General features: G+C 66.5%; 14 protein-coding genes. 6 read left to right on the forward strand and 8 right to left on the reverse strand.

What is annotated here, in order from left to right:
• The first annotated feature begins 396 nt into the window (after positions 1-396).
• Positions 397-1308, forward strand: a complete 912-nt coding sequence (kdgD, locus tag CDN36_RS04980) for a 5-dehydro-4-deoxyglucarate dehydratase (protein WP_150556632.1) — start codon at positions 397-399, stop codon at positions 1306-1308.
• A 9-nt stretch (positions 1309-1317) separates the two neighbouring features.
• Positions 1318-2892, forward strand: a complete 1575-nt coding sequence (locus tag CDN36_RS04985; protein ID WP_287496132.1) for an aldehyde dehydrogenase (NADP(+)) — start codon at positions 1318-1320, stop codon at positions 2890-2892.
• A 73-nt stretch (positions 2893-2965) separates the two neighbouring features.
• Here the strand turns inward: CDN36_RS04985 and CDN36_RS04990 are convergent, their stop codons facing one another.
• The 3 genes from CDN36_RS04990 to CDN36_RS05000 all read right to left on the reverse strand — a co-directional run bounded on the left by CDN36_RS04990 (position 2966) and on the right by CDN36_RS05000 (position 5196).
• Complete coding sequence (locus CDN36_RS04990) at positions 2966-3937, reverse strand: anti-sigma factor family protein (RefSeq protein ID WP_287496133.1); 972 nt, start codon at positions 3935-3937, stop codon at positions 2966-2968.
• Positions 3937-4539, reverse strand: coding sequence for an RNA polymerase sigma factor (locus tag CDN36_RS04995; RefSeq protein ID WP_287496134.1), 603 nt, complete (start codon positions 4537-4539; stop codon positions 3937-3939). The genes CDN36_RS04990 and CDN36_RS04995 overlap by 1 nt, the downstream gene beginning before the upstream one ends.
• A 264-nt stretch (positions 4540-4803) precedes the next feature.
• Positions 4804-5196, reverse strand: coding sequence for a COG4315 family predicted lipoprotein (locus CDN36_RS05000; RefSeq protein ID WP_287496135.1), 393 nt, complete (start codon positions 5194-5196; stop codon positions 4804-4806).
• Positions 5197-5401: 205 nt separating this feature from the next.
• Here CDN36_RS05000 and CDN36_RS05005 point away from each other — a divergent pair, with 205 nt between their 5' ends.
• On the forward strand, positions 5402-6436 hold the full coding sequence (locus CDN36_RS05005) for a cation diffusion facilitator family transporter (protein ID WP_287496136.1): 1035 nt from the start codon (positions 5402-5404) through the stop codon (positions 6434-6436).
• A gap of 110 nt (positions 6437-6546) precedes the next feature.
• Here CDN36_RS05005 and CDN36_RS05010 read toward each other — a convergent pair whose 3' ends face one another.
• From CDN36_RS05010 to CDN36_RS05025, 4 genes are all read right to left on the reverse strand, one after another.
• A complete protein-coding gene (locus CDN36_RS05010; protein WP_241013917.1) occupies positions 6547-7455 on the reverse strand; it encodes an ABC transporter permease in 909 nt (302 codons plus the stop codon).
• 53 nt (positions 7456-7508) lie between these two features.
• Positions 7509-8408 (reverse strand): ABC transporter permease, encoded by a 900-nt coding sequence (locus CDN36_RS05015; RefSeq protein ID WP_150554548.1) that lies wholly within the window; start codon positions 8406-8408, stop codon positions 7509-7511.
• Entirely contained in the window at positions 8405-9484 is a 1080-nt protein-coding gene (locus tag CDN36_RS05020; protein WP_150554549.1) for an ABC transporter ATP-binding protein, read from the reverse strand. The genes CDN36_RS05015 and CDN36_RS05020 overlap by 4 nt, the downstream gene beginning before the upstream one ends.
• A 121-nt stretch (positions 9485-9605) precedes the next feature.
• Positions 9606-10745, reverse strand: a complete 1140-nt coding sequence (locus CDN36_RS05025; protein WP_287496137.1) for an extracellular solute-binding protein — start codon at positions 10743-10745, stop codon at positions 9606-9608.
• Positions 10746-11091: 346 nt separating this feature from the next.
• Between CDN36_RS05025 and CDN36_RS05030 the strand changes: the two genes are divergently transcribed.
• The 3 genes from CDN36_RS05030 to CDN36_RS05040 all read left to right on the forward strand — a co-directional run bounded on the left by CDN36_RS05030 (position 11092) and on the right by CDN36_RS05040 (position 14619).
• Positions 11092-12375: a glucarate dehydratase family protein gene (locus tag CDN36_RS05030; protein WP_150554551.1), complete on the forward strand. Its 1284-nt coding sequence runs from the start codon at positions 11092-11094 to the stop codon at positions 12373-12375.
• 95 nt (positions 12376-12470) lie between these two features.
• Complete coding sequence (locus CDN36_RS05035) at positions 12471-13643, forward strand: porin (RefSeq protein WP_280525219.1); 1173 nt, start codon at positions 12471-12473, stop codon at positions 13641-13643.
• Between the two features lie 229 nt (positions 13644-13872).
• Positions 13873-14619 carry a FadR/GntR family transcriptional regulator gene (locus tag CDN36_RS05040; protein ID WP_150554552.1) on the forward strand — a complete coding sequence of 249 codons (747 nt, stop codon included), beginning with the start codon at positions 13873-13875 and terminating at the stop codon, positions 14617-14619.
• Positions 14620-14660: 41 nt separating this feature from the next.
• On the opposite strand, the gene CDN36_RS05045 is transcribed toward CDN36_RS05040, so the two are convergent.
• Entirely contained in the window at positions 14661-15278 is a 618-nt protein-coding gene (locus tag CDN36_RS05045; RefSeq protein ID WP_287496138.1) for an MSMEG_1061 family FMN-dependent PPOX-type flavoprotein, read from the reverse strand.
• Positions 15279-15368: the final 90 nt, after the last annotated feature.

A 15368-nucleotide genomic window follows, 5' to 3' on the forward strand; every position in this document is an offset into this window, starting at 1 on the left:
CCCTGAGTCGCCCTTCGGCGTCGTTGCTGCCATGTTGCTCGCTCCTCTGCACTTTCCTTGACGATAAACGACGCGCGCACCTGCCAGGAGGCGCGACACGTCGCAATGACCGCGGGCGTCGTTGATGCCGCTTCAACCACCCGTCACTTATGCGTCATCATACATCTAGAATTCTCCCGGCGCGCGGCCTTTCATGGCCTTCGACGCCGCGGGAGAATCCCTCGATCACGCTTTTCGATAGCTTTTGCGGGTTTATACCACTGTCCCCGACGGCACTCACCTCTTGTTCCCTCGAATGACATGTTATACGATGACATATAACTCAGCGCCAAGCGCGGGTTCGAGCGCCTTCTCAATCACCGAATCCGGCCCCGCGGGCCGACAGGAACTCTGGAAATGACCGCACCTCAAGAACTCAAGCAGATCGTCTCCGACGGCTTGTTGTCTTTCCCCGTGACCGACTTTCACGCCAATGGCGACTTCAACGCGCGCGGCTATGCGGCGCGTCTGGAGTGGCTGGCGCCGTTCGGCGCGACGGCGCTCTTCGCGGCGGGTGGCACGGGCGAATTCTTCTCGCTCACACCGCAGGACTACAGTGCCGTGATCAAGACCGCGGTCGACACCTGCGCGGGCAAGGTGCCGATTCTCGCGGGCGCGGGCGGCCCGACCCGCCTGGCCATCGAATACGCACAGGAAGCCGAGCGCCTGGGCGCCAAGGGCGTGCTGCTGATGCCGCACTACCTCACCGAAGCCAGCCTCGACGGGATCGCCGCGCACGTCGAACAGGTATGCCGTTCGGTGAAGATCGGCGTGATCGTCTACAACCGTGCGAATTCGAAACTCGGCGCCGACGAACTCGAGCGCCTCGCCGAGAAATGCCCGAATCTGATCGGCTTCAAGGATGGCGTGGGCGACATCGAACGCATGGTGCAGATTCGTCGCCGCATGGGCGATCGGTTCTCGTATCTGGGCGGGCTGCCGACGGCCGAAGTCTATGCCGCGGCGTATCGCGCGCTGGGCGTGCCGGTCTATTCGTCGGCCGTGTTCAACTTCATCCCGAAAACGGCAATGAAGTTCTACCGGGCCGTGTGCGAAAACGATCAGGACACGATCGGCCATCTGCTCGACACGTTCTTCCTGCCCTACCTCGAAATCCGCAACCGCCGCGCCGGCTATGCCGTGAGCATCGTGAAGGCAGGCGCGAAGCTCGTGGGACACGACGCCGGTCCGGTGCGCGCGCCGCTGACCGACCTGCTGCCGGCCGAGCTCGAAGCGCTCGACGCCCTCATCCAGAAAGTCGAAGGCTAAGGGGCGCCCATGCAGATCACCGGTGAGATGTTGATCGGCCGCGCCGACGTGCGCGGCAGCGCCGGAACGCTCGAAGCGTTCGACCCGGCGCGTGGCGAAACGCTCACGCCGACGTTCGGCGCGGGCACGGCGCAAGATGTCGAGCGCGCCTGCGAACTCGCCCGCGCGGCCTTCGATCCGTTCCGCTCGCTGCCGCTCGCCAAGCGAGCGGCTTTCCTCGAGGCTGTCGCGCAAGCCATTCTCGATCTGGGCGACTCGCTGCTCGAGCGCGCGCATGCCGAGAGCGGGCTGCCGCTCGCGCGCCTGCAAGGCGAGCGCGCCCGCACCGTCGGTCAGTTGCGCATGTTCGCGCGCGTCGTTCGCGACGGCCACTTCCTGCGCGCCACCATCGACCCGGCGCAACCCGCGCGTGAGCCGCTGCCGCGCAGCGATCTGCGTCTCGCGAAGATCGGGCTCGGCCCTGTCGCGGTGTTCGGGGCGAGCAACTTCCCGCTTGCGTTCTCGGTCGCGGGCGGCGATACGGCATCGGCGTTCGCCGCCGGCTGCCCCGTCATCGTCAAGGCGCATCCGGCGCATCTCGGCACGTCCGAGCTCGTAGCGCGCGCCGTGCGCTCGGCCGTGCAACAGCAAGATCTGCCCGAAGGGGTGTTTTCGCTGCTCGTGGGCGAGCGCGCCGTGGGCGAAGCGCTCGTCGCGCATCCGGCAATCGCGGCGGTCGGCTTCACCGGTTCGCGCGCGGGCGGCCTGGCGCTGCAACGCATCGCGCAGGCGCGTGCGGTGCCCATTCCCGTCTATGCCGAGATGAGCAGCATCAATCCGGTATACGTGCTGCCCGAGGCGCTTGCCGCGCGAGGAGACGCCATCGCACGCGCGTTCGTCGACTCCCTCACGCTGGGCGTGGGCCAGTTCTGCACGAATCCGGGACTGGTCCTGGGACTTGCCGGCGACGCCCTCGAGCGCTTCTGCCGCACGGCCGCCGAAGCGCTCGCGGCCAAGGCGGCGGGCACGATGCTCACGCCCGGCATTCACCAGGCCTACGACAAGGGCATTGCGCGACTGGCGAGCGAACCGAACGTGACGCTGCTCGGCCGTGGTCAGGCAGGCGCGGGATACCAGGGACAGGCAGCGCTCTTTCGCACGACGGCGGCCCGGTTTCTCGCCACCCCGACGTTGCACGAGGAAGTCTTCGGCCCGGCGTCGATCGTGATCGCGTGCGACACCCTCGACGAGATGATCGCCGTCACCGAACGGCTCGAAGGTCAGCTCACCGCCACGTTGCAGCTCGACGCGGGCGACACCGACGCCGCACGGCGCCTGCTGCCAAGCCTGGAGCGGCGCGCCGGACGCATTCTCGCCAACGGTTTGCCCACCGGCGTCGAGGTGTGTCATGCCATGGTGCACGGCGGCCCGTTCCCCGCGACGTCGAACGCCATGTTCACGTCGGTCGGCGCGACGGCCATCGACCGGTTCCTGCGCCCGGTGTGCTACCAGGACCTGCCCGACGCCCTGTTGCCCGAAGCCCTGCGCGATGGCAACCCGCTGGGTCTGTGGCGTCTGCGCGACGGCGAGCTCTCACAGGCCTGATCGCGAACACCGCGCCGCAAAGGACGAACGTCTTCTCGATGTCGAAGGCGTTTCGTCCTGGCGCTGCGAGGGCTCACGACGCCCGTCCGCCCTGCCGATCGCGCTCCATCAGCGAGCCGTAGAGCGGCGCGACGGGCCCATTAGCGAGCGCGTCGGCCACGGCCTTGAGGTCGACCGATCCCGGCGCACCGATCAGCGCGTAGCCAATCTGCGCCTTGCGCCACGTGAGCACGCCCATGCGCTCGATCCGCTGCTCGGCCACGCCCTGATCGGCGCGCGCGTCGGGCACCAGACACAGCGCCACGGGATCGCCGTGCTCGGGCAAATAGACGATCTGCACCAGCGCGCGGTCCTGCCAGCGCAGGCGCTGCACGCGCTTGAACGTCAGGCCCTGCGCACGCAGGTCGGGCACCCGCACGTCGAGCCTGTCGTCGCGGCGGATGTCGCTCACGGTGCGCGCGGTCTCGCTTTCGTCCACACGCAGCGATGCGATCGTCTCGCGCACGTACATCTGCTGGTATTCGGCGGCGGCTCGCACCCAGGTCACCCCCTGGGGCGACTTCGGCGGGGCGGCCGACGCAGTCGTGACACTCGCTTCGCCCGGGCCACCCTTGTGCGCACCCCCTGGCAGCGAGGACAGCAGCGGCAAGGCCACGGCGCCTGCCGCCACGCCGGCCGCGAACGCCGCCGCGAGCCACCAGGCGCGCAGGCGGCGGCCGCCCGGCCCGCGCACCTCGCCGACGCGCGCGCCGGCCGCGGGCGACCCGAGGGCGTCCGGCGTCGCGCCCGCCGTCTGCACACCCGGGGTCTTGCGCTGTGCATGTGTGCGCAGCAGCGATTCCACGTTCGCGACGAGGCGTTCGGGCAGCGGCGGCATCGACTGTGCCGCGAAGGCCGCGGCATATGGCAGGCGCGACGCGTGCAACGACGCGACCACGTCGGCCAGATCGGGCGAAGCGGCAATGGCCGCTTCCACTTCGGCACGTTGCTCGGCGGGCAGTTCGTCATCGACAAACGCGAGCAGGCGGATATCGTCTTCGTGCATCACGCGTCCTCCTCACGTGCGCCGCTAGCCGGATCGACGCGGTCGGTGCGGTCGGTGCGGTCGGTGCGGTCGGTGCGGCGGGGCCCGGCTTCCGGGTTGCGAAACTGATCGCCGATCGTGCGACGCGCTCGCGACAGGCGGCTCATGACGGTGCCGACCGGCACGTCGAGCACCAGTGCGGCTTCCTGATAGCTCAGCCCTTCGACAGCCACGAGCAGCAGCACGAGGCGCTGCGCTTCCGGCAGACGATCGACCGCGCCGAACACCTGGTGGCAGCTCGCCAGGTCTTCGGGCGTGGATGCATGGAAATCGGGGATGGATTCGATGTCAGCGTCCTCCCACGCGAGGCTGCCTCGCGAGCGGACGCGCCGCGCACGGATCTCGTTGATCCACGTGGTGTGTACGATGCGGTACATCCAGCTCAACGCCGAGGTGCCCGGCTGCCACTGATGTTCGCGCTCGAGCGCATGGACGCAGGCACGTTGCACGAGATCCTCGGCGTCGTGGCGATCCCCGGCAATGCGCAGCGAGAACGCCCAGAGGCGCGGCAGCAAGCCCGGGAGCAAGTCGGGGAGCGCCCCGGGTAGGTCCTGACCGGTCATCGGCGGGTTTCCTGGCGAAGAGGGCGGGGTGGCGAGCCAGTCCGAAGCAGCGCCGGCGCCCATCGCCGACGGTTGCCGCGAAATTATACTGAGCCGCGTCGACTTTGCATGGCGCCGCCCGGCCTGCCATCCCGCCCGCATCCGCTCACCCGCCCTTGCAGCCTGTGCGCTGCCTCATGCGCTTGGCGCGCCATTGAACCACTACACCTCAGGCCCTTCGGCCGGCTCCCCGCTTTGCCCCCCGGCGCCACGCAGCGCGACGCGTCAGGGCTTGACGACGTGCCACACGTCCTTGAAGCCATCGCCCTTCGTGTCTCCGGCGGCCGCGTCGTTCTTGAACAGGTACACCGGCTTGCCCTTGTAGGCCCACTGCATCTTGCCGTCGTCGCGCGTGACCAGCGTGTAGTCGCCTTCGGCCTTCGCGCCGGCCGGCGCCATCACGGGCGGCCACAGCTCGGCACACGGGCCGTTGCAGACACTCTTGCCGCTGCCCGCCACGTCCTTGTCGAACGTGTACACGGTGCGGTTCTGGCTGTCGACGAGCATGCCGCCGGCGGCCTTGAGCGGCGTTTGCGCGTGAGCGACGGCGGCCGCGAACAGGCCTGCGGCGGCGAGCAGCGAAGAGAAGACGGCAGACATCGATTGGCGTTGATTCATGTCATGGCTCCTGAGTGATTTGTCGGGGTCGACACTCTCAGAACGTGCGGCCACCAGGCTTTATTCCCTTCGGCCCGGATTATTTTCGGGCGCCGTGCGTCGACGGCGAGCGGCCACCCCCGGGGCGCCGCCGGCAGCGATTTTCCGGCCGCTCGGTTAGCATGTCGTTCAGCCCAACGTACACCGCCACCGCGCGAGGACCGCGATGCCCGATGCTCCCCACGACCCCGTGAATCAGGATGCGCACCGTCACGACGCCGAGTCGCGGCATGCGCACGCCCACGCACAGCCTCCCAACCGCGGCGCTCACGGCCATGGGCACGAGCATGGGCACAGCCATGGGCACGGGCACAGCCACACCAGCGGCGTTACCGACCAAAAGCGCATCGGCATCGCGTTCGTGCTGATCGCGGCGTTCATGGTCGTGGAGCTCATCGGCGGCCTGCTCTCCGGCTCGCTCGCACTACTGGCCGACGCGGGGCACATGGTCAGCGACGCCGCGGCGCTGGCGTTCAGTTGGATCGCCATCCATTACGGCAAGCGACCGGCGACGCTGCAACTCTCATACGGTTACAAGCGACTGGAGGTGCTTGCCGCGTTCGTGAACGGCTGCGCGTTATTCGTGATTGCGGCGTGGATCGTTTTCGAGGCAATCCGGCGTTTCTACCAACCGGTGCCGGTCGTCGGCATGCCAATGCTGGTCGTTGCGTTCGCCGGCCTGCTCGCGAACATTGCCGCATTCGCCGTGCTGCACGGCGGCAACCGCGACAACCTCAACATGCGCGGCGCATGGCTGCATGTGCTGGGCGACATGCTCGGCTCGGTTGCCGCCATCGTGGCCGCGTGCGTGATTCTCGCCACGGGCTGGACGCCCATCGACCCGATCCTGTCGATCTTCGTGGCGGTGATCATCCTCAAGAGCGCCTGGGGCATCGTGAAGTCCTCGGCGCACATCCTGCTCGAAGGCGCGCCCGCCGAACTCAGCTCGGAGGACATCAAACGGGATCTGGAAGCCAACGTACCCGAAGTGAGGAATGCGCACCACATCCACGCGTGGTCGATCACGGGCGAGCGGCACATGGTGACGTTGCATGTATATCCCGCGGCGGGCGTAAGCACCCGCCAGGCCGTCGTCGCCGTGCAGCAGCGTCTCGCGACGCGCTTCGCGGTCGATCACGTCACGGTGCAGGTGGAAGACGAAGGATGCCCGGACGGCCCCGGACCCGAGGGCCGGTGCTGAACGGACATCCCTTCCGGCGCAGAGTGCGTCCGGAATGCGTTGGAGCGCGTTGGAGCGCGCCCCGAAACGCCCCGGGGCACTCGCCCCGAACGCGCAACGACTTGCCGGAATCACTCGCCCTTAGGCGCTTCCTTCACGCGGCTCACCAGTTGCGTCGGGCTCACGAACTGGAGCGCGATCAGCACCCACAGCAGCGTGATGGCCATGTAGATCATCGCCATCGCGTCGATGGATTGCGGCGCGCGCACCCCGGTCGAGAATACCGCGTAGTAAAGCGCCACGACGAGCGTTTGCGTATCGGGCCCCGCGGTGAAGAACGTCAGCTCGAACATGCCGATGGTGCGCACGAGCACGAGCAGGCCGGCGGCGAGAATGCCCGGCACCAGCAGCGGCAGCAACACGTGACGGAAGTACTTCAGCGTATTGGCCCCGAAGATGCGGGCAGCGGCTTCCAGATTCGGGTCGATCTGCTCGATGAACGGCGTCATCACCAGAATCACGAACGGCAGCGACGGCACGAGGTTCGCCAGGATCACGCCGGCGAGCGTGCCGCCCAGGCCGATCTTGTAGAGCACGGTCGCCATCGGAATGCCGTAGGTGACCGGCGGCACCATCAGCGGCAGCAGGAATACCAGCATCGCCAGCTTCTTGCCGGGGAATTGCGCCCGTGCCAGCGCATAGGCCGCGGGCACGCCCAGTGCGATCGACAGCACCACCACGGCGCCGACGACTTCGAGCGTGACCCACAGCACATCGGCGAGCTGGAAGTCGCGCCACGCCTGCGCGTACCAGTGCAGCGTGAAGCCTTCGGGCAGCGGGGTGCCGAACCAGCGTGTGGCAAACGAATTCATCGCCACGGTCGCGATCATCAACCCCACGTTCACCAGGAAGAAGATCATCGCGCCCCACACCACCGCGCGCCACAGGCGCGAACCCGGGCCTTCGCGGCGCATGCGAGCGCGCCTTGCGGGTGCAGCAGGGGCCGTCGCCGGACGGCTCAGGGGCGAAGGCGTGGTCATGAAATCTCCGTTCTGCGCGGCCAGCGTGCCGGCCATGGGTTTGTCTGCGGTGCTCATCCCTTGCCTCCCGTGGTGGGGCCACTGTAGAACGCGCGCCGTGCGCCGAGCATGCCCGCCACGATCAGCAGCTGGACGAAGCCCATCACGATCGCGACGCACGAGGCGAGCGAGTAGTCGTAGCTCTCGAACGCCGCCTCATACGCGGCAATCGACACGACCCGCGTAGCCCCCGCCGGTACGCCGAGCAGCACGGCCGACGGGAACACCGAGAAGGCCTGCACGAACGACAGGCAGGCGGCCATGGTCAGCCCAGGCACGAGCAGCGGCAGATAGATCAGGCGAAACTGCTGCCACGGGCCGGCGCCGAGCGTGCCGGCCGCGCGGGCGAGCGTCGGATCGATGCCGGTGACATACGACAGGATCAGCAAGAACGCGAACGGAAAACCCGAGATCACGAGCGAAATCAGCACGCCCCAGTAGTTGTGCGTGAGCCGTACTTCATCGCTGTACAGATGCAGCGCGTGGAGCGCCTGCGGGAACCAGCCGTTCGGGCCATAGTAGGTCAGCATGCCGTCGGCGATGAGCACGGTGCCGAGGGTGACGGGCACGACCAGCAGCATCGTCACGAACTTCGATGCGCGCGTGCTTCGGCGCAGCGCGAACGCCGCGGGAATCGAGGCGCCCACGTTGATGAGGGTGGCCGGCACGGCGAGCTTGAGCGTGATGAGCACCGTCGGCCACAGCGTCGGCTCGGAGAAGAACTTGAGATAGTTCGCGAGGACACCCCCGCCTTCCATCGGTTGAAACGACAGAAACAGGCCGTAGGCGAACGGGTACACGAACATCGCGAGCAGGCACACGAGCGCCGGCGCAACGAGCCAGCCCCGGCCATCGAAGCGCGCGGCCGGCGTGAGCACGCGGGTGCTCGAAGCCGTGGAAGCGACGGCACTCATGCGCGTTCTCCCGCATACACGAGCGTGCGCTCGGCGGGCACGCGCAGCGGGACCCGCTCGCCCACGGCGTAGTCGCCGGGCAGGCGGGCGTACAGCGGCCCGAAAGGCGAGGCGACGCGCAGCAACGAATCGCGGCCGCCGTACTCGACCGTCTCGACGACCGCTTCGAACGCATTATCGTTGGCCGCCTGCGCGTGCTCGAAATCGTCCGGACGAATCGCCACGCTGACCTTGCCGTTGCCCGGCGGCTCCATCAGCACGCCCTCGAACGACGCGCCGCCGCACGACACGCGCGCATGATCGCCCTGCGCCGACGTGATCGAGACGTCGAGCACATTGCGATAGCCCATGAAGCGCGCCACGTGCAGGTTGCGCGGACGGCCGTACACTTCACGCGGCGCGCCGATCTGCTGCACCACCCCCTCCTTCATCACCACGATGCGATCGGCCATCGACAGCGCCTCGTCCTGATCGTGCGTGACGTAGATCGTCGCGCGGTCGAGCTTGCCGTGGATGCGGCGAATCTCGGCGCGCATCTCGATGCGCAGCTTCGCGTCCAGGTTCGACAGCGGCTCGTCCATCAGTACGACCGGCGGCTCGATCACGATGGCGCGCGCGATCGCCACACGCTGCTGCTGGCCGCCCGAGAGCTGCCCCGGCAGCTTGCGCTCGTGGCCGACGAGCTGCACGAGCTGCAGCGCCTCGCGAGCTCGCGCCTCGATTTCGGCGCGCGGCACGCCGCGCATGCGCAGACCGAAGCCCACGTTCTCGAGCACGCTCATGTGCGGAAACAGCGCGTAGTTCTGAAACACCATGCCGAAACCGCGCTTCTCGCTCGGCAGCACGTCGATGCGCTCGTCGTCGAGCCAGATCGCGCCGCCGGTCAGCGGCGTGAGCCCGGCGATGCAATTGAGCGCGGTGGACTTGCCGCAGCCGGACGGCCCGAGCAATGCGATGAACTCACCTCGTTCGATGGTCAGATCGAGGCCGTTCAACGCGGCCACGGACTGTCCTTCGGCATTGGTGAAACTGCGCGCCACGTGATCGAGGCGCAGTTGCTGAAAGTTGTGCTTCATGACGAAACCCTTGAGACTCTCACCCCGGCGCCCTGTGCGCCGGCCTACGCGGCACGACGGCAACCGCCTCCGGTTGCCGCCGCGCCCCACCGCGGCGCCACTCCGGCGCCGCCGCACTGCGTTACTTCGACTTCTGCGCGCCGATCTCGGCGTCCCACTTCTGGAAGGCGGCGACCATTGCCGTGGCATCGAGCGGCACGGCGTGCGGGAAGTCGGCGATCATCTTCCGGTACTCCGGACGGCCGTACTTGACGATCACTTCCTGACTCTTCGCCGGCGCCGACGTGATCGGCACGTCCTTCACCGCCGGGCCGGGATAGAAGTAGCCGTCGTCATACGTGAGGGCCTGCTGCGCCGGCTCGAGCATGAAGTTGATCAGCTTGAGGATGACGTCCATCTTTTCCTTCGGCACGCCCTTAGGTACGACCATGTAGTGCGCGTCGTTGACCCACGTCATATGGTCGAACGCCTGAATCCTGAAAGCCGCCGGCACGATACCCAGCGCACGCGGATTGATGTCCCAGCCCGTGACGGTCAGCGTCATGTCGCGGCTGCCCTCGCCCAGTTCCTTCATCACGGCCGACGTGCCGCCCGGGTAATACGGAATGCACGTGTCGAGCTCCTTGAGGAAGGCCCACGTCTTGTCCCAGCCCTTGACCGGATCGTGCGGATCCTTGTCGCCGAGCAGGTACGGCAGCCCCATGAGGAACGTGCGGCCCGGGCCCGAGTTGGCCGGACGCGCATAGATCAGCTTGCCGGGATTCGCCTTGCACCACGCGAGCAGCTCGGCCGGCGTTTTCGGCGGGTTCGGCACCTTGGCCGGGTTGTATTCGACGAGGGGGCCGGCCGGCATGAACGTCACCGTCAAACCATATCCCTTGGAGAGCTCCTGCATCGCGCGCACGTTCGGGGCGTACTTGTCGAGCACGCCCGGCAGCCTGGCGCTGTAATCGGGCAGCAGACGCTGCCAGAGGTTTTGCTGGATGCCGGCGGCAAGCGCGTCCGTGCCGGTCAGCACGATGTCGATATCGGACCGCCCGGCGGCCTGCATGGCCTTGATCTTGCCCGGCAGTTGAGGCGCGGGAGCGTTCGTGAAGGTGATCTTCGAGACGAGATCCGGATATTTATCGCGGAAGGCTTCGAAGCCCTTTTGCGTGAGCGCCAGATTGCCCGCCACGTCCACGATGTTCAGCGTAACCGGCGCGGCGCACGCGCCCGTCGCGACCCCCCCCCAATACGGCGGCACATGCCAGTGCGCCAAGCGTGCGTTGCCAGAATCCCCTGCGGCTGAAGGCCATGCTGTCTCCTTTACGTTGAAATTCTCGTAAGTCATCATATGACTGAGTCGTTGAATTTGCAATCGTGCGACATGGCGAATCGCCTCAGAGATTTCCCTAAGGCGTCAATAGAACCTTGTTTTCACGCACTATTTTTTGGTGTTGCGTACAAATTCATCATCTTTTGTCAGGGATTTCACCGATAGAGGGACTCTCCCCGCGTCACCTAAATTACGCCCAGTCATACGATGACGTAAAAGCTGCAAGATACCTTTCACCTCATCACCGTTTCGGCGCTCGCCGCCGGCCGGTGGCCAAGGACAAGTTGCCGTGAAAATTCAGCGCATCACGATCACCCCCATTGCCTTTCGCGACCCGCCCCTGCTCAACGCGGCGGGTATTCACGAGCCCTACGCCCTGCGCTCGATCATCGAGATCGAGACGGACAACGGTCACGTCGGCCTTGGGGAGACGTATGGCGATGCGCCGGTGCTCGCGCTGCTCGAAAATACCCGCCCCCACCTGATCGGCATGGACCCGTTCGACACGAACGGGCTGCGCGAGCGCGTGGCAGCGGTGGTGCGGCGAGGCGTTGGCGGCGAGCGCGTGGAGTATGAACTGGCGCCGGGCACCGATCCGCGCAAGGACGCCGAGAAAATCTACTCCGCCTTCGAAGTCCCGTTCCTGGATCTGCAGGCGCGCCATCTTGGCATTGCGCTCGTGGAGCTGCTCGGCGGTGCGGTGCGCGACGAAGTGCAGTACAGCGCCTATCTGTTCTTCAAGTACGCGCAACATATCGATGCGCCCGCGAGCGGCTATCCCGTCGATCCGTGGGGCGAGACGCTCAACGCCGAGCAACTCGTGGCACAGGCGCGCACGATGATCGACACCTACGGCTTCGGCAGCATCAAGCTCAAGGCCGGCGTGCTCGAGCCGGCGCAGGAGGTGCAGTGCCTCAAGGCGCTCAAGCGCGCGTTTCCCGACAAGCCGCTGCGCATCGATCCGAACGGCAACTGGTCGCTCGCGACGGCAATCGCCATGGGCCGCGAACTCGCGGGCGATCTCGAATACTACGAGGACCCCACGCCCACGCTCGAAGGCATGGCCGAGCTGCATCGCGCTACCGGCATGCCGCTCGCCACGAACATGGTCGTGACCGACCTGCGCCAGTTCCGCGAAAACGTGCGCCTTGGCGGCGCGCAGATCATTCTCTCCGATCACCACTATTGGGGCGGCCTGCGCGACACGCAGTTGCTCGCACGCATGTGCGAGACCTTCGATCTGGGCCTGTCGATGCATTCCAACTCGCATCTCGGCATCAGCCTGATGGCCATGACACATCTGGCCGCGAGCGTGCCGCGCCTGTCATACGCATGCGACACGCACTACCCGTGGCAGGCGCCCGACGAGGAAGTCGTGCGCGGCGGCAAGATCGCGATCCGCAACGGGGCCGTTGCCGTGACGAAGGCGCCGGGACTCGGACTGGAGATCGACCCTGACCAGTTGGCCAAATTGCACGAGCAATACCTGCGTTGCGGACTGCGCACCCGCAACGATGCTGTACAGATGCGCAAGTACCAGCCGGACTGGAGCGGCAAGGCACCCCGCTTCTGACCGGCAGCCGGACGCCTTCGCGCGCACCGGCGCCATCGTTGTCATATCGGTGTACTAATCGAATCACAAGAAGACACATCACAAGAGGAGAAGTCGTGAGACAAAAGACACTGTTTGCCGGGCTCGTATTGGCCGGTCTCGCCGCCGGCGCCGTGCCGGCAATGGCGCAGTCGAACGTGACGCTGTACGGGATCATCGACGACGCATTGACCTACAGCAGCAACCAGAACGGCAAGTCGAACACCTATCTGCGCAACGGCAACCTGGCCGGTAGCCGCTGGGGCCTGCGCGGCACCGAGGACCTGGGCGGCGGCACACGTGCGCTGTTTCAGCTGGAGAACGGTTTCGACGTCAATAGCGGCGCCTTCAGCACGTCGGGGGTGATGTTCAACCGCCAGGCGTTCGTCGGCCTGAAGAACGACAATCTGGGCACGCTCACCATCGGCCGCCAGTACACGCCGTACTACCTGCTCGTCGGCACGATCGGCCCCACGACATACCTCACCGGCGCGACCGGCGCGCATCCGGGCGATATCGACGGCCTGGACACGACGATCCGCATCAACAACTCCGTGACGTACACGTCGCCGGTGCTGTGGGGCGTGACTGCCAGCCTGCAGTACGGCTTCGGCGGTCAGGCGGGCGCGTTCAGCAAGGGCAACATGTACTCGGGCGCGCTGCGCTACGACGGCGGCCCGCTGTCCATCGCGGCCGGCTACCTGCGCATGAACAACGTGGGCGGCGGCACGAGCTGGAACAGCGCGTCGACGGGCTCGTTCGGCACCTCCGCCGTCAACCAGGGCTACGTGACAGCCGACGTGCTGCAGCACATGGCAGTCGCGGGCATCTACACGATCGGCAACGTGACGCTCGGCGCCTCCTACAGCAACGTGCAGTACAAACCGGGCGCGGCGTCGCTGTTCCACGACACGGCCGTCTTCAATACGGCCGGCGTGCATGCGTCGTGGATCGTCGCGCCGCAGTGGCGACTGGCGGCGGCGTACAGCTACACGGCAGCGTCGAAGTCCAACGGCATCAGCGATGCGGCGACCTATCACCAGGTCTCGCTGGCGCAGGTGTATTCGCTGTCGAAGCGCACGTCGCTGTACGCGCTCGAAGCCTGGCAGCACGCCAGCGGCAAGTCGCTCTCCGCGAACGCGTCGAGCATCATCAACGCGGGCCCGGTGGTGGGCGACTCGCAGAACAGCACGCCGTCGTCGACGAGTTCGCAGTTCGTCGGCATGCTCGGGATCCGGGTCGACTTCTGACGTCTTTCCCAGAGCAGCACACCCGCCGGGCGAGCGTCGCGTGACGCGCGTCCGGCGGTCGAGAGTGGTCGCGAGAAGCCGTACTTTGGCCGCCGCCGCCGCACAGCAATGGTGTGCGGCGGCGGCGGTCGATTCTTATCGGTCGTCGTATGTATTGATAGGTATCGAGCGGTCGATAAGGTAAACTGGGGACGTTCTCGTCACCCACATTCCAGCCGACGCCATGTCCATGACCAGCCCCTTGCCCGCACGCCCTCGCCGCAAGTCTCGCAGTCTCACGGAAGAGGTCGTGAGCGCCTTGTCCGAGCAGATTCGCGCCGGCACGTTCCGGCCAGGCGACAAGCTGCCGACGGAGTCGGCCATCATGGAGAGTCTCGGCGTGAGCCGCACGGTGGTGCGAGAGGCGATCTCGCGTCTGCAGGCGGCGCAGCTGGTGGAGACGCGTCACGGCATCGGCACCTTCGTGCTCGAGGCGCCGCGCGAGAACGCATTGCAGGTCGACACCAACAGCATTCTGACAATGCTCGACGTCATGGCGATTCTCGAGCTGCGCATTTCGCTGGAAACCGAAGCGGCCGGGCTGGCGGCGAACCGCCGCACCGACGCGCAGCTCAAGCTCATGCGCCAGTCGCTCGACGATTTCGAAATGCACGTGCGCCAGCGCACCGGCAACGCGGTCACGGCCGACGTGGCGTTTCACCTGCATGTGGCGAGCGCGACCGGCAACCGCTATTTCCATGACATTCTCGAACAGCTCGGCAATACGATCATTCCGCGCACGCGCGTGAACTCCGCCGCGCTGGCCGACGACGATCAGGTCTCGTATCTGAATCGCGTCAATCGCGAGCACGAGGACATTTACAACGCCATTGCGCGGCGCGACCCGGAAGCGGCGCGCGCCGCCATGCGCACGCACCTGACCAACAGCCGGGAGCGCCTGCGCCGCGCGCAGGAATCGGCGGGCGCGCAAGGGTAAGTCCGCGCGCGCCGTTTTTCCATCTCACAGCTCAGTACAGGTCAGTACAGGTCGCCGCGCACCGCGCGGTAATACCCCGCATCGATCTCGCCCGCCTTCGAGGGGTCGATGCCCGTGAGCGCCGCCTTCATCTCACCCATCGACGGTACGGCCTTGCGCTCGAGTTGCGACTCGGGTTTCCACAGCTTCGCGCGGTTGATCGCCTTGCCGCAGTGAAACAGCACTTCGTCGATGGCGACGACAATCCCCGTCTTCGGCGTGCGCCCCCCTTCCCCGAGTTTCGAAAGCAGATCGGCGTCGACGCAAATGCGTGCGCGGCCGTTGATGCGCATGAAGACTTCCAGTCCCGGAAACAGGAACAGCATGCCGACGCGATCGTCTTCGGTCAGATTTCGCAATGAGGCGATGCGATTGTTGCCGGGCCAGTCGGCGAACGCGACGGTCCTCTCGTCGAGCACTTTGACGAAGCCGGGCTCGCCGCCGCGCGGCGAAGCATCGAGGCCTTGCGCGCCGCCGGTGGCAAGACAGAAGAACGTGGCCACATCGAGATACGCGATATGAAACGGCAGCAGGCGGGACATCACGCCCTTGACGATCGTCTCCGACGGCGGGTCATACAGCGCGTCGAGATTTACCTGGGGTTGGCGGGACTGAGACATGCGGGACGCTCCTTCATGAACACGGCCCGAGCATATCGCCGCCGCCCATGGCGCTGATAGACTATTGCAGACATTCAATAGCGCAATGAC

Origin of the sequence: Pandoraea sp. CB10b_02, from assembly GCF_002216225.1 — a bacterium.
Taxonomy (GTDB): domain Bacteria; phylum Pseudomonadota; class Gammaproteobacteria; order Burkholderiales; family Burkholderiaceae; genus Pandoraea; species Pandoraea nosoerga.